The organism is Aeromonas lacus, from assembly GCF_000764665.1.
GTDB lineage: Bacteria > Pseudomonadota > Gammaproteobacteria > Enterobacterales > Aeromonadaceae > Aeromonas > Aeromonas lacus.
Map to the genome: position 1 here is coordinate 36421 of NZ_JRGM01000133.1, position 20366 is coordinate 56786.

Below are 20366 nucleotides of genomic sequence, written 5' to 3' on the forward strand. Positions count from 1 at the left end.
CTTACTTCTCCTGCTCGGCTATCTCTTTGACCCAGGGGCGGTGCCACTCCCGCATCAAGAGCTCGTTTCTAAAGCGCATAAGGGTCAACGCACCGAGGAAAGTGGCAAACGCCAGGATCATGACGAGCAGCGGCCACAGCATATCGGAAGAGATGGAGGGCTTGGCAAACTTGGTGATGGTGGCCCCCTGATGCAGGGTGTTCCACCACTCCACCGAGTAGTGAATGATGGGCAGGTTGATCACCCCAACCAGCGCCAGAATGCCGGCCGCACGACCAGCCAGCACCTTGTCGCTAAAGGCGTTGTAGAGGGCAATGACGCCGAGGTAGAGGAACAGCAAAATCAGCTCGGAGGTGAGACGGGCATCCCAGACCCACCAGGTTCCCCACATGGGTTTGCCCCAGGCCGCACCGGTAAAGAGAGCGATAAAGGTAAAGATGGCCCCAACCGGAGCAATGGCTGCTACCGTCATGTCCGCCATCCGCAGCTGCCATACCAATCCAATGAACGCAGCAATCGCCATGGTGGAGTAAGCCCCCATGGAGAGGATGGCAGCAGGGACGTGGATATAGATGATCCGGAAGGAGTCACCCTGCTGATAATCTGCAGGGGCAAAGGCCAGACCCCATACAGAACCGATGATGAACGAAAGCAGACTAATCACCGCAAACCAGGGAAGCAGGGTACCAGCCACCTGATAGGCCCGCTCCGGTTTGGCATAAGGGTGCAACCATTTCCACATAGCTCACAAAACCTTTTTGTTATTAATCATTTGGCGAGGCCTACCATACCGACCACAGGGCTGCATCAAATACCCCGAAAGCAATAAGCGGCGCTCTCCTTGATCCATCGCAACTTAATTTTTCCTACATTGCCCCATACGAGGCTTATCACTCTTGCGCCAACACCATCAGTTGAGGCTGACTCGCAAAGCGGCCGACACCGCCAGCGGGGTCAACGTCAATGCCCCCACCAACATGGCTGCCAGAATGGCAAGCTGACCACCGTAAGGCAGCCCCATCCCGGCCGCATCAATTGCCGAGGTCGCAAAAATCAGCACCGGGATATATAGCGGCAGGATCAGCAGACTGAGTAATACCCCCCCTTTGCGCAGGCCAACAGTCAGGGCTACGCCGATGGCACCGAGCAGGCTCAATACCGGCGTTCCCAGCGCCAGTGTCGCCACCACAGCCAGATAACTCTGCATATCGAGGGAGAGCAAAATTGCAATAAGCGGTGAGATGAGCAGCAGCGGCAAACCCGTCAGCAGCCAGTGAGCAACCACTTTGGCTAGCGCCAACAGGCCCAGAGGGTGAGGCATCAACATCATCTGCTCCAGAGAGCCATCGCTGAAGTCATCGCGAAACAGTCGCTCCAGCGACAACATGGCCGCCAGCAAAGCGGCAACCCAGATGATACCGGGGGCGATACGAGCCAGCAGTTTCGGCTCGGGACCTATGCCCAGCGGAAACAGGGTAATAACAATCAGGAAAAACCAGAGCGGGTTGAGGATGTCGGAACGCTGGCGCAGAGCGATCAGCAGTTCACGTCGAATAAGGTGAAGGATAGCGCGCAGCATGATGTCACTCCTGCATCATGGGGGTCAGTGACAAGGTCTTGAGGCGCCCCTGCATCAGTGTGAGATCCTGATGGGTTGTGAGGATCACCATGCCACCCCGATCGGCATGGGCCAGGAAGAGCTGCTCCAGCACCTTGACCCCCTGTTTATCAATAGCCGTAAAGGGCTCATCCAGGATCCAGAGCGAAGGCTTGTTGCAGAGCCATAAGCGGGCCAGTGCTACGCGTCGTTGCTGACCTGCTGAGAGCTGACCGGTGGGGTTATCCTCAAAACCGGCTAGACCAACTCGAGCCAAAATCTGCCACAAATCGCTCTCAGTCTGCGCTGAATGGTGAAGTTGCTGATAAAAAGTCAGGTTTTCAAAGGGTGTCAGGGCTGCCTTTATCCCAGGCTGATGGCCCAGATAAAGCAGACTGGCGTGATACTCGTCACGGCAAGCGCGAATATTCTCCCCATTCCAGAGCACTTCACCAGAAAAGGGTTGTGAGAGGCCAGTCAGCAAACGCAACAGACTGGTTTTGCCAACCCCGTTGGGGCCTTCTATTTGCACCAGATCGCCGGGTGAAACCGTAAATGAGAGATGTTCAAACAGAGTGCGATCTTCACGCACGCAGCTCAGATTGTTGACTTGAAGCAGCATGAGGATGTTATCAAATAGAATTAAGCGGCCTGCATCTTAACACAGTATTGGGATACGTCGTTTCATAGATGCAACAATTGGCGCAAGTCGCGATGGGGATCGCGAAAAGAGGTAAAGGGGATGTCGATATGGCTCTGATCTGTTTCCGTCACTACATATAAAATAAAGGAAGGCATGAGCCTTCCTTCACTATCAAGAACGACCTTTTCGCAAGGATATCAAGAGTTCGGCTTCTGCCTTTGGCAACTCGCACTCGCTCATGACTTCATCCAGATCAGCACCCAGTTCAACCATCTTGGCAGCACGGCTGTAGAGCCTGCGCTCTGGATCCTGCATGGTCAGCTCTTGCTGGCGATCGTTGATCTGTTGCATCGCCCCCTCCACAGCCTGCAGGCGCTGCCCCATGCCAATGGCACCGGTATGCAGCTCCATCATCTGTTTGCGCAAGCTTTCAAGTTGCCCCTGCAAAACGGTCACGTGCGCCTCGGACTCCTGCTTGCTGCGCTTGCTTCTTGACCAGACATAAAAAGCAGACGCCATTGCAATCAGGGACACCACCAAGGCAACTATCTCAATGATCAAAACATCACCTTATTGTTAGAGAGAACCAATTTCGTCCCACTCTTCATCAGAGAGCAACTTGTTCAGGTCAACTAGGATCAACAGTTGACCATCGCGGTTGCTAACACCCTGGATGAACTTGGCGCTCTCTTCGGTACCTACTGCGGGAGCCGCATCAATCTCGGAGGAGCGCAGATAAACAACCTCGGCAACGCTATCAACCATGATGCCAATCACCTGCTTCTCTGCTTCGATGATGACGATGCGGGAGTTTTCACTCACATCGCCGGAAGGCAGGCCAAAACGGGAACGGGTATCGATGACAGTCACCACATTACCACGCAAGTTGATGATCCCGAGTACATATTCGGGAGCACCCGGCACAGGCGCGATTTCGGTGTAGCGCAATACCTCCTGCACCTGCATCACGTTGATGCCATAGGTCTCATTTTCCAGTTGGAAGGTTACCCATTGCAGCACTTCATCTTCAGCCAGATTCTGTGCAATATTGCGCTTTTCTGTCATGTTTTTATTCCTTTTATGAAAACGTCTACTGCTAAAACTAGCAATAAAACAGCTCGATTGCAGAAGTTATCAGCGACCTTCTATGTTGACCCCACGCTCCAATAAAAGGAGCAATTCGCGAACATGCAACAGGGCACACATTTTTTCTTTAACCATGCCCGCGAGCCAAGGACGCTTGCCCTCTTGGTGGCGCCACTTGACCTGATCGCGGTGCAACAATTCAGTTCCTTTGAGGTGATGACACGCCAGTCCCCAAGGTGACTCTCCAAGCATAATCAGATATTTGTAAGGATCCATCTCCAAATGCTGCCCAGGCATCACCCACTGGGCTGTATCCACTACATTCATCTTTTGCTCGCGAGAAGTCATGATCCCCTTATACCAGCCTGGCTGACCAAAAAGAGAGGTCACTTCTCCCAGCTGATGAATCCCGCCAAGATCGGTCAAGGGCACCGCAAACGTCACGCCAGACACTTCAAAGAAGAGAGCCTGGAACTCCTTGCCCGTCTCGATATTTTCCCAACTGATGGGAGACTCTGCTCCTTCCGGTGCAACTTCTACCGCCGTCTCGGTTACTACCGTCGTAATCGGTTCTGCAATCTCAGGGCTCAATACCTCTGCGGGCCACTCAGGCTCTACTGGCGACAGTGACTCTTCAGCCACAATCTGCAGCGGCTCTGACACTGTTAGCTCATTGGTAAACGCGTCATTCTCAAATTGCACCTGCCCCACTTGAGCCAGCAATTCACTCAGTTGGGTTAGACGCGGGTCACTCTCCATATAGGGAGGAGCAACTACCTCCGGCACACTTTGAGGTTGTCGCTGCAACTGCACTACTGGCGCAGCAGGAACTTCTTCGATTTCATCAAGCCCTGACGTGTCATCAAGGAGCAGCGAATGGAAATAATCATCCATTGCCCGAACTTGAATGGTATCTCTCATGCCGTCACCTCATGAGTCCGCTGCCGCTCAAGCGCGTCAAGATATTTGAGCAGAGTTTCGTAGGCATAAGTTCCACGACTCCCGGGTGAATAAATGGAGGGGGGAATATGCAGCAAACTGGCATCCCGGAATTTGGTATCGATAGGGATCACCGCGTTCCACACCGCGTCACCGTACTGTTCCTTGATTGATTTCAACGTCATCAGCGATGCTCGGGTACGCTTGTCAAACATGGTCGGAATAACGGTAAAACGAAATTTATCCCGTTTTGAGCGCTGCATAATTTCAAACGTCTTCATCATCCGCTCCAGCCCTTTCAGTGCCAGGAATTCGGTCTGAACAGGCACCAAAATGCGATCACATGCAGCAAGAGCATTGACCATCATCACCCCCAATACAGGTGGACAATCAATGAGCACGTAGTCGTACTGATCCTGAATACGCAGCAACGCACGTTTGAGCACCAGCCCCATCCCTTCACGGTTCCCCATGACACGATCGAGCGTCGCCAGCGTGATAGATGCCGGCAGCAGATTGATATTGTCGAACTTGGTTTTAAGCGTCAGTTTATTGACAAGCTCGGTGGTCGGCTTGACTGCTTGAAAAAGCTCATAGAGCGTGCCATCAAGACGATCCGAATCGTAATCGAGATAAGCGGTCAACGAGGCATGCGGATCCGTATCAATCAGCAGCACCCGCTGGCCACGCTGAGCCAGGATCCCGGCAAGAGAGACCACTGTGGTGGTTTTACCGACACCGCCTTTCTGGTTGGCAACCGTCCAAACAATCACTGTATCAATCCTGCCTTGTTGTTATACGCATGCCACCACCGGGTAGCGAGATCACCTTGACCTCACCAGCATCCGCCGCTTTTTGCACTTCCGGCACAGCCTCTGTGGCTGCCGGAGTTTCGACTACAGGTCTTGCAGGTACCCAGGCAAACTTGGAGATAGCGACCACCACTTTACGGTTCTGTAGCCGCCCCTCTTCACTACCATTGTCTGCAAAAGGAGAAAACTCACCATATGCCTCGAATGCCAAGCGCTGAGGCGCGATACCATTGGCAATCAAACCGTTTAGCACCGCCTCTGCCCGAGCAGCAGACAGAGCCCAGTTTGAGCGATAAATTTCATTATTAATCTGTTGGTTATCTGTATAACCCCTGACCCTTACGTAGTTATCGACCGGTTTGAGAATACTTGAAAGAGTATTGATAACCGGCGCTGCATTCGGCCCCATAAATGCACTTCCACTGCTAAATAACAGGCCGGAACTCAACTCGATAGTCAGCCAGTTCTCATCTTGAGTTAGTTTGACTATCCCAGACTCAACCAATGATCCCATGCTTGCCTGCAGCTGTGTACCAAGCGTCGCAAGTGTTGTGCCATTTTGCAAAATAGGGACACCGGAAATAGGTGCAAGAGAGGGAGCTGGTCCGCTTGTGCCATGAAGTATTGAAGGTGCGGAAGAGGCCGAACTTTCCAATAGCGAATTACCTTGGCCATCCAGCAAACCGTCGCTGCGAGGCTGAATAACACTGAAAGCCTGACTCATACCGTCAATGACTGCACGATACTTGTCCTTGTTAACCAAAGCGACTGAATAGAGCACCACAAACAGGGCAAAGATGAGAGTCATGTAATCGGCGTAGGAGACCAGCCAGCGATCCAGATGCTCACGCCCTTGCAAGTGCAACCGATAACGCTTACGCATGGCTACTCTCCCTTCAGATATGCCTTGAGCCGCCGTTCTACCTGCAGACCATTTTCACCATGGGCAATAGCAATGAGCCCCTCCAACGTCATCTCTTGGAAAAGCGCAGAATGGTAATGGAAAGCCCTTAACCGATTGGCAACAGGCAGATAAACCAGGTTGGCAAACCCCACACCATAAATGGTCGCAACAAAAGCCACAGCAATTCCCGCGCCCAGTGCTGCAGGGTCTTCGAGATGGAACATCGCCTGGATAAGCCCCATCACGGCGCCAATGATCCCGATGGTTGGGCTATAACCCCCCATGGATTCAAATACCCTGGCTGCATGCTCATTACGTTCTTGCTCGATATCGATATCCGCCTCCAGCAACATGCGAATATCCTCTGTCGACACACCATCGACAATCATGTTCAACCCTTGGCGGGTAAATTCATCTTCCTCTTGCTCCGCCTGATCTTCCAAAGCCAGCAGCCCTTGTTGCCGGGCAAATACAGCCCAAGATTGCAAACGCTCAGCCTGAAGTACCAGCTCCTGACGTGGGGGAACAAAAATCCAAAGAACCTGCCTGAGCGCAAGCAAGATATATCTGACGGGAGTTTGCAGAGTAACGGCACCGAAGGTGCCGCCCAATACGATCAGAAAAGCGGGGCCATCAACCAGAGTCAGCAGGGAACCACCATGCCACAATTGGGCAATGGCAATGGCTCCCAAAGCCAGGAGCAGGCCAAACAAGCCCATGATCAGCGCCCCAACTCAACCAGGATACGCTGTGCCACTTTGTCCAAAGGAAGTGATTCACTGGCGATACCAGCCTTGGCAACAGCCTGAGGCATCCCATATACCACACAAGATGCTTCATCCTGAGCCCAGATAGTAGAGCCTTGCTCTTTCAGCAACTTGGCTCCATCTCGGCCATCCGCGCCCATGCCCGTCAAGACAATCGCAAGCACCTTGTCAGCATAGGTTTTAGCTGCAGAAGCAAAGGTAATGTCAACACAGGGTTTGTAGTTAACTTTGTCATTGCCATCAATTATCCGGATACGAGCACCAACGCCACGCCCTTCAAGCAACATCTGTTTGCCACCCGGTGCCAGATAGGCATGGCCAGGTTTGAGCACGTCACCATCCTCAGCTTCCTTGACACCGATCTGGCACAAGCCATTGAGGCGAGCAGCAAATGCCGCAGTAAAGGTTGCCGGCATATGCTGGATCAGCAAAATCGGGTGAGGGAAATCTCCTGGTAGCTTCGTCAACACATTTTGCAATGCAACCGGTCCCCCAGTGGATGTACCAATAGCAACCAATTGATAAGTTTTACCACTACGCTTGAATGCCGGAGCTGGTGTCATGCGCGGTGTTTCTAACACACGCTCAGCAGTTCGCGATGCAGCTGAAGAACTCAGTGGCGATCTGGTCATCGGCTCAGGAGCTTTGGGGCGAGCAGAGCTCATCAAAAAGCGCTTGCGGGAGATCTCCTTTACCCGCTGCTGCAGTAATCTGACCGCTTCATCTTTGTCTCTGGCGATGTCTTCAAACTTTTTAGGTAAGAAATCGAGGGCTCCTGCATCCAGTGCATCCAGAGTCGCCTTTGCTCCCTCATGGGTCAGAGAGGAGAACATTAAAATAGGAGTTGGACATTTGGCCATGATCTCGCGCACAGCGCTGATGCCGTCGAGCACGGGCATTTCAATGTCCATAGTGATCACATCAGGGCGCAGTGAAATCGCCTTGTCCACGGCCTCACGTCCGTTTTGAGCGGTATCAATCACTGTCAGCATGGGATCCTGACTAATGATTTCACTTACCCGACGGCGGAAGAAACTCGAATCATCGACAACTAATACCTTGACTGCCATTGTTATTTTTCTAACTCCTTGGGCCTGAGCTATTAATGTCTACGCGCATATGCTTTGAGCAGACTCGGCACATCCAAAATCAGGGCTATTCCACCATCACTGGTAATTGTTGCCCCCGCCATACCTGGCGTTCCTTGCAGCAAGCTATCAAGTGGCTTGATAACCACCTCTTCCTGGCCAATCAGGCTATCAACAACAAAACCAATTTGCTGTGTCCCAATCTGCACAATAACCACATGACCTGTATCTTGACGGGAGCGTTTGTTGGAACCACGCACCAGCCATTTATGCAGATAAAAGAGCGGAATTGCCTTCTCACGAACAATGATGGTGAGCTGACCATCTACCATATTGGCCTTTTTCAGATCCAGATGGAAAATCTCATTCACGCAGCCAAGCGGCAGAGCAAAAGTTTGCTCCCCCACCTCTACCATCAGGGTCGGCAAAATAGCCAGCGTCAAGGGCACCTTAATTTCAAGACGCGTTCCTTTACCCCATGTCGAATCAATGTGTACTGAGCCATTGAGCCCGACAATGCTGGTCTTCACCACATCCATACCGACACCACGGCCAGATATATCCGAAATCTCTGACTTGGTAGAGAAACCCGGAGCAAAAATCAGGTTGTAGGCATCATTGTCACTCATGCGAGCAGCAGTATCTGCATCCAGTACACCACGGCTGATTGCTATAGACTTGAGTTTTTCTGGATCCATACCTGCACCATCATCTTCGATACAGAGCAGGATATGGTCACCTTGCTGAGAAGCACTCAGGGTGATAGTTCCCTGACGTGGTTTACCCGCTTTTTCACGGATCTCGGGCAACTCAACCCCATGGTCACAGGAGTTACGAACCAAGTGAACAAGGGGGTCAGCCAATGCTTCAACCAAGTTTTTATCAAGATCGGTCTCTTCACCGACCATGACCAATTCGATTTCTTTTTTGAGAGTACGAGCCAAATCACGAACAACGCGCGGGAATCGACCAAAAACCTTCTTGATTGGTTGCATGCGGGTCTTCATGACCGCGCCTTGCAGATCAGCAGTCACAACATCTAGGTTGGCAACAGCCTTCGACATCTCTTCATCGTTGCTGGCAATACCAAGACTAACCAAGCGGTTACGCACCAATACCAACTCGCCCACCATATTCATTATCACGTCGAGCGTCTTGGTATCCACCCTCACCGTTGTATCGCTTTGTACGGCACTGTTTTCCACAGGGGCTGGAGCAGAAGCCTTGGCTGCTGGTGCAGGAGCCTTGGCTGGTGATTCTGCAGGTTTTGCTGAGGCACTGGTCACGGGCTTGGCTGCAGGAGTAGGCACTGCAGGTTTGGACTGAGCTGGCACCGCGGCAGGTGCGGCAGGTGCGGCAGGTGCGGCAGGTGCGGCAGGTGCGGCAGGTGCGGCAGGTGCGGCAGGTGCGGCAGGTGCGGCAGGTGCCATTGTACTCTGCGGCCCTTGCCCACGCCCATGAAGTTCGTCAAGTAAGCGTTCGAACTCATCGTCATCGATAAGCTCATCTACTTCCTTCTGCACCGACTTAAGCGGATTAACTTCTGGCGCACCTATATGTTGTCCCTGGCCATGCAGCTGATCTAGCAAGGCTTCGAACTCATCATCAGTAATGTCACCGGAATCTGTGGTCACAGATGTTGAAGCAGCCTTGGTTGGTGCTCCGCCAACACCATGCAGCTCATCCAGTAAACGTTCGAACTCGTCAGCAGAGATCTCGTCAATAGAGCCACCGCCATTAACGGCTGCTGACTCAACACTCTCTACTGAAACCACAGCTTCTGGAACTTCAGGCTCAGCAACGAAAACGTCTACTTGAGGGGCAACTGGTTCGGGGTCGGCAGCAATAACATCAGAGGCAGCACTGCTGGTTGCAGTCCTCAGTTGCTCTTCACCCTCAGGCTTGCACAGCTCATGAAGGTCATGGAGGAGATCTTCTGACGCAGGACTTGGCGCTTCACGATTTTGCACTTGGGCAAACATGACGTTGATGGCGTCCAGTGCCTGCAAGATTACATCCATCAATTCTGCAGTCACTGTACGCTTGCCGTTGCGCAAGATATCAAACACGTTCTCGGCACCGTGGCATACGTCAACCAGTTCGCCCAACGACAAGAACCCAGCACCGCCTTTCACGGTATGAAAGCCGCGAAAGATCGCATTCAGCAGGTTTTTGTCATCGGGCCGCTTTTCCAAGTCGACCAGTTGCTCAGACAACTGTTCCAATATTTCGGATGCTTCGACCAGAAAGTCTTGCAGTATGTCTTCATCAACTTCGAAGGCCATGCGTCACTCCATTAGAATCCCAAGCTAGACAGCAGATCGTCCACATCATCCTGACCATTGACCACGTCGGCACGGGCCTCGGGGTTCATGATGGGGCCTTCAGCTTCAATCCCGTTGACAGGAAGGCTGCGAGTTGAATGCTCTGCAGACGCCTCACCAAACATAGTCAGCATTTCTATTAATTTTGTTTCTACTTCCTGCACAAGTTTGATGACCTTGCGGATCATCTGCCCTGTCAGATCCTGAAAATCTTGCGCCATCAGGATCTCTGTCAGCAGTTGCCGTAATTTATCGGCATCAGACTCTGAAGCCTTAATAAAATCATCGAGTTGGTGACATAGCGATTTGAATTGCCCAACATTCATGTCGCGGGACATCAAGGCATTCCAGTTCGGCATAACCAGCTGGATATTGTCATTAAGACGATCTGCAATCGGCAGACTGGCTTCTACCGCATCCATGGTGCGGTTCGCGGCCTTGTCAGTCATATCGATAACGTAGCTAAGGCGTTCCCGAGCATCGGGGATATCATGAGTAGCCAGATCGGGAATCCGCGGATCAAGGCGAAACTCTTGTAGTGAATTATGCAGTTGTCTTGTCAGTTGACCGACCTTGTCAAACAGATCGGAGGCATTGGGGGCACACACTTCGGCAAGCAGATCATCGGCCAGCTCAAATTCACCTTGCTCAAGATGAGCAACAAGCATCCTTGCCTGGTCGAGCGAAATCATTGCTCTCGTTTTGGCCATCATCCCTGCAGCTCCTTAGCCGATTCGTTCAAAAATCTTGTCCAGTTTTTCTTTGAGCGTCGCTGCAGTAAAAGGCTTGACGATGTAACCATTAACGCCAGCCTGGGCGGCCTCAATGATCTGTTCGCGTTTAGCTTCAGCTGTCACCATCAATACCGGAAGATGTTTGAGTTTGTCATCAACCCGAATGGCCTTGAGCAGGTCAATACCTTGCATGCCGGGCATGTTCCAGTCAGTTACTACAAACTGGAAATCACCATTTTTCAGCATCGGCAATGCTGTATTGCCATCATCCGCCTCGTGGGTGTTGTTGAATCCCAAGTCGCGCAGCAAGTTCTTGATAATCCGGCGCATCGTTGAAAAGTCATCAACAATGAGGATTTTCATGTTCTTGTCCAAAATTCCCTCCTAAATAGCCGCCTCGGCGGCTCACTTACATGATGCTAAAAACGGGTTGTGTCGTGCGGATTATGCCTTAGAGTTTAGTCTCAGTGTAGCCAGTACAAACACTTATAGATGCCAATCTCGCAAACGAGCACGTAATCTGTGCATTGCCTGACTGTGGATCTGGCTCACCCGTGACTCACTGACATTCAAAACCTCGCCGATTTCGCGCAAATTCAGCTCTTCATCGTAGTAAAGAGAGAGAACCAGGGCTTCCCTCTCTGGTAAGCGACCAATTTGCTCGGCTAATGCAATCTGAAATCGTTCTGCAGCCAAATCATCGAAACCTGACCCGGAGGGAGCGTCATCAGGATGGCCAATTACATCCTCACTGACTCCGAGATCCTCAATACCAATGATTTTTCCGCAAGAAACATCCTGTAGCATGGCATGATAATCAGCAATTGAGACCCCCATCTGGGCTGCAACTTCCGTATCACGCGCATCTCGACCATTGGTTTGTTCAACATTTTCGATGGCTTCAGAGATCGCCCGGCTGTTGCGATGCACGGAACGAGGCACCCAGTCACCACGCCTAATTTCATCGAGCATGGCACCACGAATGCGGATCCCTGCATAAGTCTCGAAACTGGCCCCCTTGCTGCCATCAAAGTTGCGAGAGGCTTCCAGCAGCCCAATCATACCTGCCTGGATCAGGTCATCCAGCAAGACACTGCTGGGCAGACGAGCCAGCAGATGCTGGGCAATTCGCTTGACCAGCGGAGCGTGTCGCTCCACCAGCACATAGGAATCCTGATGACGCAAGTACGCTTGGGCTTTATTCACGGGAACCTTCCTGTGTTGTGGCCGGCTTTTGCAGCAAATTCTCCAGGAAAAACTCCAGGTGGCCACCCGGCTGATTGGGAACTGGCCAGCTTGCCGCCTTGTTGGCCAGCGCACGAAACGCCAGCGCAGCAGGAGATTTGGGGAATGCTTCGACAATCAGCTTCTGCTTGCGCACTGATGCCCGCAAATTGGTGTCGTAAGGCACACAGGCTACCAGCTCAAGAGAGGTGTCCAGGAAGCGATCCGTTACCCGAGTCAGCTTGGCAAAGAGCTCCTGGCCTTCACGCAGGCTGCGCACCATGTTGGCCACCACCTTAAAGCGGAACACCCCATGCTCCTTGGAGAGGATCTTGATAAGCGCATAGGCATCGGTAATGGAAGTCGGCTCATCGCATACCACGACCATGATGTCTTGCGCTGCGCGGGTGAAGCTCAGCACCATGTCAGAGATACCGGCTGCGGTATCTACCAGCAAAATATCGACCTGAGTCTTCATTTCGCTAAAAGCCCGGATAAGCTCGGCATGCTGTACGGGCGAGAGCTCGACCATCGACTGGGTACCAGACGTCGCCGGCACAATCATCATACCGTACGGCCCCTCGACAATGATGTCGTCGATAGTGCATTCACCGGCCAGTACGTGGGATAGGTTGCGATGTACCCGCAGCCCCAGCATGACGTCTACGTTTGCCAGACCGAGGTCAGCATCCAGTACCATCACCCGTTTGCCCTGCGCAGCCATGGCGCCAGCCACGTTCAGGGTAACGTTGGTCTTGCCAACGCCCCCCTTGCCTCCGGAAACGGCGATTACTTTAACTCGATTGTTTTGACGCATTTTGCGCAGACCACTCGCCTGATCCATATACATGTTACTCATAAAACTCCGAATCTTCGGCCTCGCCAAAGCCTGCACCCCAGAAATAGGGCTCTTCTGTTTCTCGCTCCAGCGACCCCATGGCGGCTCCAACGAGCTGCGCCGCATTGGCAACCTGAATATCTTCCGGAACCCTTTGTCCGTCAGTGATATAACTGATGGGCAATGAATTCTGGATACACACGTTAATCACTTCGCCCAGATTCAGACTTTCATCCAATTTGGTAAGTATGCAGCCGCTAAGCGGAATACGCCGGAAATGGTCAACCGCCTCCTGCATCACCCGACGCTGGGAGGTTGCGGACATAACCAGATAACTGCGGATCCGCACCTTGGCATTCTTGACCAAGGTATCGAGCTGCTCGGTCAAGCGAATATCCCGCTGACCGACCCCTGCCGTATCGATCAATACCAACCGACGATGGCGGAACTGATAAAGTGCACTGGCCAGCTCCTCGGCATCGCGCACCTGACGAACCGGACATCCCATGATGCGACCATAGGTCTGCAACTGCTCATGGGCTCCGATCCGGTAATTGTCAGTGGTGATCAGCGCCACCTGCTCGGCACCATATTTCATGGCAAAGCGTGCTGCCAGTTTGGCAATAGTGGTGGTTTTACCCACCCCGGTCGGACCAAGCAGCGCAACCGCGCCGCCCTGCCGCAAAATTTCGTCTTCGCTGATTTTGAGCTGGGCAGTGAGTACTTCTGCCAGCTGAGCCATTCCCTGATGGATCGACATATCTTCCGGGATCATGCCAGCCAGCTGATCGGCAAAGGCATCGTCAAACCCCATCTTCTTGAGCTCTTTGATGAGCAGCGCACGCATCGGCTCCCGGCGCTCCACCTCCTGCCACATCAGACCGGAGATCTGGTGCTCCAGCAGCTTGCGGATGCTGGCCATCTCCTTGCGCATCCCCTCCATCTCCTGATCACGTTGATTGGATTGAGGGGCGCGAGGAGAAGTTGATGCGGCACGAGCCCGAGGTTTGGCAGGTTCGGGAGCGGCCCCCCACTGTCCCTGTTCGGCAAGGGTTTTCGGCGCAGAAGTCGTGGCAGCTATTGCGGCTGGCTGAGCGCCGCCCATCCCGGCAACATTGCCCGGCTGGAGCTTTTGCTGACGAGCAAGCAAGGCTGCCAGCGTATCGGCATAGTGTTCGTTCTGGTTGGGTGCTGGTTCAGGGCGCCCCATCTGCCGCGCGGCAGACGAAATATTGACGCTCTCATCGTTCAGCTGACGGCGAACCGGCGTATCTCTAGGCCCCGGAACCTGGGATTGATAGTCAACGGCGGCGACTATCTCGACCCCTCCGGTCACCTTCTTGTTGGACATGATGACGGCATCCGGCCCGAGAGTCTCCTTGACCTCGGCCAGAGCCGTTCGCATGTCCTTGGCAAAAAACCGCTTAATCTTCACCCGTCATCTCCGCTAACTAGTTCTGTCCGACTGCACTGACGATACGAATCTGCTTGTCATCAGGCACTTCCTGATACGACAGAACGCGCAATCCAGGAATTGCATTCTTTACAAATTTGGCCAGGGTATTGCGCAAGATACCCGATGTCAGCAACACGGCTGGTTGACCTTCCAACTCTTGCCGCTGTGTGGCCTCCACCAGTGAGCGCTGCATCCGCTCCGCCAAACCCGGCTCAATACCAGCCCCATCACCGCCACCTGCCTGCAAGGATTGATGCAATATACGTTCCAGTTCTGGGGCCAAGGTAATCACCGGCAGCTCGGGATCCGGGCCGGCAATCTCCTGCACGATCAGGCGGCGCAGGGCAATCCGACAGGCGGCTGTCAACACTTCCGGATCCGGGCTACGGGGTGCGTACTCCACCAGGGTCTGCAGGATAGTGCGCATATCGCGAATTGGCACGCCTTCATTGAGCAAATTCTGCAATACCTTCACCAGGTTACCCATGCTGATGACTTCAGGTACCAATCCTTCAACCAGCTTGCTCTGGTGCTTGCCAATCATGTCGAGCAGCTGTTGCACCTCATCGTGACCGAGCAGCAACGAGGCATGGTTGGTAAGGATCTGGCTAAGATGGGTGGCAACCACGGTGGCCGTATCCACCACGGTATAGCCCAGAGTCTGTGCCTGGGAGACCTGATCCTTGGCAACCCAGACAGCTTCCAGTCCAAAGGCTGGATCCCGCGCAGCAATGCCTTGCACCTGGCCAAAGACCTGACCCGGGTTAATGGCCATCTCCTTATCATGGTAAACGTTGGCTTCGCCGGTACTGACCCCCATCAAGGTGATCCGATATTGATTGGGCGCCAGATCAAGATTGTCGCGAATGTGTACCGCTGGAACCAGGAAACCCAGCTCCTGAGACAGTTTCTTGCGCACCCCTTTAATCCGGTTGAGCAACTCGCCACCCTGATTGCGATCCACCAGTGGAATGAGCTGATAGCCAACTTCCAGACCAATAACATCGACCGGCATCACATCGTCCCAGCTCAGCTCTTTTTGCTCATGGGTAGGCTGCTCGGCATTTGCCGGCATCAACTCGCCCTTGGCTGCACGCGCAGCCGCCAGCTTCTCACGACGCAGCAGCCACCATGCCCCCGCGGCAGCAACGCCTCCCAGACTCAGAAAAGCAAAATGCGGCATCCCGGGTACCAGCCCCATCGTCAGCAAAATGCCGGATGAGATGATCAGCGCCTTGGGATTGTCGAACAGCTGCCCCAGAACCGCAGTCCCCATATCCTGATCGGTATTTTGCCGGGTGACTATGATAGCCGCAGCAATAGAGAGCAACAGAGAGGGGATCTGTGCAACCAGACCGTCACCGATAGCCAGCAGAGTGTATATCTGGGCCGATTCGCTCAAGGTGAGCTGGTGTTGGGCCATACCGATGATGAAGCCCCCCAGAATGTTGATACCGAGGATCATGATGCCCGCAACCGCATCCCCCTTTACGAATTTGGAGGCACCATCCATGGAGCCGTAGAAATCAGCCTCCTGAGTTACCTCTTGGCGACGCTTTTTGGCTTCTTCCTGATTGATAAGGCCAGCGTTCAAATCGGCATCGATGGCCATCTGTTTGCCTGGCATTGCGTCCAGGGTGAAGCGGGCACTCACCTCGGAGATGCGGCCTGCACCCTTGGTGACCACCACAAAGTTGATGATCATCAGGATCATGAAGACGATGATGCCGACTGCATAGTTGCCACCGATCACCACGTTACCGAAGGCCTCGATCACGTGCCCCGCAGCTGCACTGCCGTTGTGGCCTTCCAGCAAGACCACCCGGGTAGAGGCAACGTTAAGCGCCAGACGAAGCAAGGTTGCGATAAGCAGTACGGTAGGAAAAGCGGCAAACTCCAGAGGACGGCGAGTGTAGACGGCAACCAGCAACACCACGATGGAGAGCGCGATATTGAAGGAGAAAAGGATATCCAGCATCAGAGGCGGGATGGGCAAAACCACCATTCCCATAGAGGCCAGCACCAGCAACGGGGTACCGACCCCTTTGCCAAGCAGCCATCTGTACTCTTTTAAGCGGCCCAATGTTGCCTTGAATTCCATCGCTTTTCTCGATCTTTACTCGCTGGTTCCAGATTAAAGCAAACATCAAGCCAAGAATTCAATTCATTGATTTTAAATCATTTTATTTTGACAGTGTCAGATCTTTGTCATTTGCGATATTCAGGCGGGATAGGAAGATCTTTAGCCAGCGGTTGCGGACGACGGCCATGTCCACGGCGGAACTTCTTGAGCTGGAAGACATAGGCCAGCACCTGAGCCACGGCCGCAAACAATCCCTCAGGGATCTCGTGCCCAAGTTCGGTGGAATGGTAGATGGCACGAGTCAACTCGGGAGAGGGCATGATGGGAATATTGTACTCACGGGCGATCTCCCTGATCTTCATCGCCACCTCGTCAGTCCCCTTGGCGATGACCTTGGGTGCGGCGCCTGGCTTGCCTGCCTCATATTTGAGGGCAACCGAGTAGTGGGTCGGGTTGGTGATCACCACATCCGCCTTCGGAACCTCTCCCATCATCCGACGCGCAGCCATCTCCATCTGCAGACGACGGATCCGTCCTTTCACCTCGGGTTTACCCTCACTGTCCTTGAATTCGTCCTTCACTTCCTGTTTGGTCATTTTGAGCTGACGCATGTGGTTCCATTTCTGAAATGGCACATCGATAGCCACGATCGGCAGGAGGGAACAGCAGAGAATTATCAGCATCCAGAGAAAGAGTTCGAGCGCATCTATGATGCCACCGGGGTACCCCTCCATCGAGAGATTGAGCAGATGGTTGAACTGGCTGGAAAGCATCCACCAGGCAAACAGCGTGATAAAGACCACTTTGGCGATCGATTTGATCAATTCGATCAGGGACTGCACACCGAACATCCGCTTCAGACCGTTGAGCGGGCTCAACTTGCTGAACTTGGGCGTCATCGCCTCGGTCGAGAAGTTCATCCCTCCCATCAGGATATTGCCAATAAAAGCGACTATCGCAACCAACGCAAAGAGCTGACCTAGCGGAAGGAGCAATTCCCCCAGCAATGCAGGCACCATGGCAAGCATGGCGTTGGGGTCGAAGGCCTGCTCCCGATCAAGAGTAAAGCCTGTCGTCAACACCTTCACCATGGCATTGGCGAGTGATCCCTTGAGCATCAGCAATCCGAACACACCTGCCAACAGGACACTGGCGGTACCCAGCTCCTTTGAACGTGCAATCTGCCCTTTATCACGGGCCTGTTGCAGTCGTTTGCCCGTGGGTTGTTCGGTACGTTCCTGATCGGTATCAGCCATGAGCGCCCCCCAGACACTGGGTATCAATCAGCTCGCAGCTAACCTCCTGTACCCGCTCCCACATGGTATCGAAATGGCCAAGAAAGCCGCCAATAGTGAGCCAGAGGATAAGCAGACCCGACATCATGCTGACGGCAAAACCGATGCTGAAAATATTGAGCTGGGGAGCAGCCCGGGTCATCACGCCAAAAGCGAAGTTGATAAGCAGCAGCGCGACAATGGCAGAAAGCGCCATCACCAGAGCGGCCTGGTACATCACGCCAAGGAAACCGGCGAGAGTACGGATTGCGGGCAGAGAGAGCCCACTATCGGAGACTGGCAGCGTTTCAAAACTGAGGATGACCAGCCGCAACATGACCAAATGGCCATCTAGCGCCAGAAATACCAGCGTCGCCAGCATCAGATAAAACTGCCCGACCACAGGAGCAGACTGCCCATTCATGGGATCGACCAGAGTGGCAAAGCCCAGGCTGGTCTGCATGGCGATAACCTGACCCGCCATCACGAAACACTCCATCAGAAACTGGGTCATCAGTCCCAGCGCAATGCCGATCAACAGTTGCTGGGCCAACACCAGAAAACTGCCGACAGAGAAGAGCTCGATGGGTGGCATCTTGGGTAGAAGAGGCGAAACAAGAAAGGTAATGGCAAGGGCCAAGCCAATCCGTATCCGGGCTGGGGCGAGACGGCTGCCAAATACCGCCATCACCATCAACAGACTGCTCACCCGAGCAAGCGGCCAGAGGATGGAAGACAACCACTCCATGATAAGAGCGGTTGTATAGGTCATCCCACCACCTCGGGGATTTGGCTCACCATCAGCACAAAGAAATCCATCAGACTCTGCAAGCCCCAATGAGCACCAGCACCAAGAGCAAACAGGGTAACAATCAGACGAGGCAGAAAGCTCAAGGTCTGTTCGTTGATGGAGGTAGCCGCCTGAAAAATAGCCACCACCAGCCCGATAGCAAGGCTGGGCAGGATCACGGCCGTCACCATAATAGTGACCAGCCAGAGCGCCTCGCGAAATACGTCGACAAAGGTTTCAGGGCTCATACTGCCTGCTCCTTCGGCCCGGCTTAACCGGTACCCAGTCCGAAACTGTTGGCCAGAGAACCCAGGATCAGGTTCCAACCATCCACCATGACAAACAGCATCAGCTTGAATGGCAATGAAACAATCATTGGCGAGAGCATCATCATACCCATCGCCATCAAGATACTGGCTACGACCAGGTCGATAACCAGAAACGGCAGAAAGAGCATGAAGCCGATCTGGAAAGCAGTTTTCAGCTCACTGGTCACAAAAGCCGGGATCAACACCCGCAGCGGCACATCGGCAGGTTTCTCCACCTGCACGTTGGCAATCTCCATAAAGGTATTGAGATCCTTGATGCGAGTTTGCGCCAGCATGAACTGATGGATAGGCAATTCGGCCCGCTCCAACGCCTCTTTCGCCTGAATGGTCTCTGCCAGATAGGGCTGCAACGCTTCATTGTTGATGCGATCGAGCACTGGCGACATGATGAAAAACGACATGAAGAGGGCAATACCGATCAGCACCTGGTTGGAGGGACTCTGCTGCAACCCGATCGCCTGACGCAAAATCCCCAGCACTATGATGATGCGGGTAAACGACGTCATCATGATCACCATGGAGGGCAAGAACGAGAGCGCCGTCATCAACGCCAGTACTTGCAGGGTCAGGCTGTACTCCTGACTACCATCAGCCATGGTTTTGACGGTCACGGCCGACATGGCATCCTGTGCCACGGCCAGCGAGGAGAAGAGTAGCGGGGTCAGCAGGCTGATCAACAGCCAGATCCAGTTAGCTTTTTTCATGCTTGCCCATCAATTTGCCAAGCTGCTGGGAGAACGCCTGAGACTGATTTTCATCGAGCGGCTCTTCCAGGCGATAGAGGAAGTTGACCTGCTGCGGTGTCACTCCGACCAGCAACTGCTGCTCACCCACCTTGACCACCAGCAACTTCTCTTTATACCCCACCGGCAACGAGGCGATGACCCGCATCTGGCCGCCCCCCATGGCGGTGGCAATCTTGCTCTTCTTGAGCAAAAAACCCAGCACCAGAATAAGGCCGATCACCATCAGGCTGGAGAGCAACCAGGAGGTGAGGCTAGGCGGATTGGCGCCCGCACCGGGTTCAGCTGCCAGTGCGGGAAGGGACAACAGCAGTAACGGAAACGCGCGGATCATTTGAGTTTCTTGATCCTTTCGATCTGGCTGATGACATCGGTCAGACGGATACCGAACTTGTCGTTTACCACCACTACCTCACCGTGGGCAATCAGGGTGCCGTTGACCAGCACATCCAGCGGCTCACCAGCCACCCGATCCAGCTCAACTACCGAGCCCTGGTTCAGTTGCAGCAGGTTGCGGATGCTGATCTGGCTGCGGCCCACTTCCATGGCGATGGTGACGGGGATATCCAGAATGGTATCGAGCTTGCGGCGCTCCTCGGCACTGATGGGAGCGTCATCTTTCAACTCTTCCAGCGGGGCTGGCTTGACTTCCGCCGTCACCTGCTCTTCCAGTGCGGCGGCCCATGCGTCCGCCATCAGATCCTCTTCCTCAGTTCCGCTCATTTTGCTTCCTTA

The 20366-nt window shown here is 53.5% G+C and carries 23 protein-coding genes; all 23 read right to left on the reverse strand.

Annotation, left to right across the window (positions count from 1 at the left end; translation table 11 throughout):
* Nucleotide 1: 1 nt before the first annotated feature.
* Nucleotides 2–742, reverse strand: coding sequence for a heme ABC transporter permease (locus LG31_RS0110585; RefSeq protein WP_033114437.1), 741 nt, complete (start codon nucleotides 740–742; stop codon nucleotides 2–4).
* A 168-nt stretch (nucleotides 743–910) separates the two neighbouring features.
* Nucleotides 911–1579: a heme exporter protein CcmB gene (ccmB, locus tag LG31_RS0110590; RefSeq protein WP_033114438.1), complete on the reverse strand. Its 669-nt coding sequence runs from the start codon at nucleotides 1577–1579 to the stop codon at nucleotides 911–913.
* A gap of 4 nt (nucleotides 1580–1583) precedes the next feature.
* On the reverse strand, nucleotides 1584–2219 hold the full coding sequence (ccmA, locus tag LG31_RS0110595) for a cytochrome c biogenesis heme-transporting ATPase CcmA (protein WP_033114439.1): 636 nt from the start codon (nucleotides 2217–2219) through the stop codon (nucleotides 1584–1586).
* A gap of 192 nt (nucleotides 2220–2411) precedes the next feature.
* A complete protein-coding gene (locus LG31_RS0110600; protein ID WP_193354226.1) occupies nucleotides 2412–2759 on the reverse strand; it encodes a DUF2802 domain-containing protein in 348 nt (115 codons plus the stop codon).
* 57 nt (nucleotides 2760–2816) lie between these two features.
* Entirely contained in the window at nucleotides 2817–3305 is a 489-nt protein-coding gene (locus tag LG31_RS0110605; RefSeq protein WP_033114441.1) for a chemotaxis protein CheW, read from the reverse strand.
* A 69-nt stretch (nucleotides 3306–3374) separates the two neighbouring features.
* Nucleotides 3375–4247: a chemotaxis protein CheW gene (locus LG31_RS0110610; protein WP_033114442.1), complete on the reverse strand. Its 873-nt coding sequence runs from the start codon at nucleotides 4245–4247 to the stop codon at nucleotides 3375–3377.
* Entirely contained in the window at nucleotides 4244–5038 is a 795-nt protein-coding gene (locus LG31_RS0110615) for a ParA family protein (RefSeq protein ID WP_033114443.1), read from the reverse strand. Before LG31_RS0110615 ends, LG31_RS0110610 begins: the two co-directional genes overlap by 4 nt.
* A gap of 4 nt (nucleotides 5039–5042) precedes the next feature.
* Nucleotides 5043–5960: a flagellar motor protein MotB gene (locus LG31_RS0110620; protein WP_033114444.1), complete on the reverse strand. Its 918-nt coding sequence runs from the start codon at nucleotides 5958–5960 to the stop codon at nucleotides 5043–5045.
* A gap of 2 nt (nucleotides 5961–5962) precedes the next feature.
* A complete protein-coding gene (locus LG31_RS0110625) occupies nucleotides 5963–6700 on the reverse strand; it encodes a flagellar motor protein (RefSeq protein ID WP_033114445.1) in 738 nt (245 codons plus the stop codon).
* 2 nt (nucleotides 6701–6702) lie between these two features.
* Complete coding sequence (locus LG31_RS0110630; protein ID WP_033114446.1) at nucleotides 6703–7818, reverse strand: protein-glutamate methylesterase/protein-glutamine glutaminase; 1116 nt, start codon at nucleotides 7816–7818, stop codon at nucleotides 6703–6705.
* 32 nt (nucleotides 7819–7850) lie between these two features.
* On the reverse strand, nucleotides 7851–10121 hold the full coding sequence (locus LG31_RS0110635; RefSeq protein ID WP_033114447.1) for a chemotaxis protein CheA: 2271 nt from the start codon (nucleotides 10119–10121) through the stop codon (nucleotides 7851–7853).
* Between the two features lie 11 nt (nucleotides 10122–10132).
* Nucleotides 10133–10873, reverse strand: coding sequence for a protein phosphatase CheZ (locus tag LG31_RS0110640; protein WP_033114448.1), 741 nt, complete (start codon nucleotides 10871–10873; stop codon nucleotides 10133–10135).
* Between the two features lie 12 nt (nucleotides 10874–10885).
* On the reverse strand, nucleotides 10886–11257 hold the full coding sequence (cheY, locus tag LG31_RS0110645; protein ID WP_005298814.1) for a chemotaxis response regulator CheY: 372 nt from the start codon (nucleotides 11255–11257) through the stop codon (nucleotides 10886–10888).
* A 123-nt stretch (nucleotides 11258–11380) separates the two neighbouring features.
* Entirely contained in the window at nucleotides 11381–12100 is a 720-nt protein-coding gene (locus tag LG31_RS0110650; protein WP_033114449.1) for an RNA polymerase sigma factor FliA, read from the reverse strand.
* A complete protein-coding gene (locus LG31_RS0110655; protein ID WP_033114450.1) occupies nucleotides 12093–12968 on the reverse strand; it encodes a MinD/ParA family protein in 876 nt (291 codons plus the stop codon). The genes LG31_RS0110650 and LG31_RS0110655 overlap by 8 nt, the downstream gene beginning before the upstream one ends.
* A gap of 1 nt (nucleotide 12969) precedes the next feature.
* On the reverse strand, nucleotides 12970–14391 hold the full coding sequence (gene flhF / locus LG31_RS0110660; RefSeq protein ID WP_033114451.1) for a flagellar biosynthesis GTPase FlhF: 1422 nt from the start codon (nucleotides 14389–14391) through the stop codon (nucleotides 12970–12972).
* Nucleotides 14392–14407: 16 nt separating this feature from the next.
* On the reverse strand, nucleotides 14408–16513 hold the full coding sequence (gene flhA / locus LG31_RS0110665) for a flagellar biosynthesis protein FlhA (RefSeq protein ID WP_033114452.1): 2106 nt from the start codon (nucleotides 16511–16513) through the stop codon (nucleotides 14408–14410).
* Nucleotides 16514–16620: 107 nt separating this feature from the next.
* Nucleotides 16621–17751 carry a flagellar biosynthesis protein FlhB gene (gene flhB, locus LG31_RS0110670; protein ID WP_033114453.1) on the reverse strand — a complete coding sequence of 377 codons (1131 nt, stop codon included), beginning with the start codon at nucleotides 17749–17751 and terminating at the stop codon, nucleotides 16621–16623.
* Nucleotides 17744–18541, reverse strand: coding sequence for a flagellar biosynthetic protein FliR (fliR, locus tag LG31_RS0110675; protein WP_033114454.1), 798 nt, complete (start codon nucleotides 18539–18541; stop codon nucleotides 17744–17746). Before fliR ends, flhB begins: the two co-directional genes overlap by 8 nt.
* Complete coding sequence (fliQ, locus tag LG31_RS0110680) at nucleotides 18538–18807, reverse strand: flagellar biosynthesis protein FliQ (RefSeq protein ID WP_033114455.1); 270 nt, start codon at nucleotides 18805–18807, stop codon at nucleotides 18538–18540. The genes fliR and fliQ overlap by 4 nt, the downstream gene beginning before the upstream one ends.
* Before the next feature lie 23 nt (nucleotides 18808–18830).
* Nucleotides 18831–19592, reverse strand: a complete 762-nt coding sequence (gene fliP, locus LG31_RS0110685) for a flagellar type III secretion system pore protein FliP (RefSeq protein WP_033114456.1) — start codon at nucleotides 19590–19592, stop codon at nucleotides 18831–18833.
* Entirely contained in the window at nucleotides 19579–19965 is a 387-nt protein-coding gene (fliO, locus tag LG31_RS0110690) for a flagellar biosynthetic protein FliO (RefSeq protein ID WP_033114457.1), read from the reverse strand. Before fliO ends, fliP begins: the two co-directional genes overlap by 14 nt.
* Complete coding sequence (fliN, locus tag LG31_RS0110695; RefSeq protein ID WP_033114458.1) at nucleotides 19962–20354, reverse strand: flagellar motor switch protein FliN; 393 nt, start codon at nucleotides 20352–20354, stop codon at nucleotides 19962–19964. The genes fliO and fliN overlap by 4 nt, the downstream gene beginning before the upstream one ends.
* Nucleotides 20355–20366: the final 12 nt, after the last annotated feature.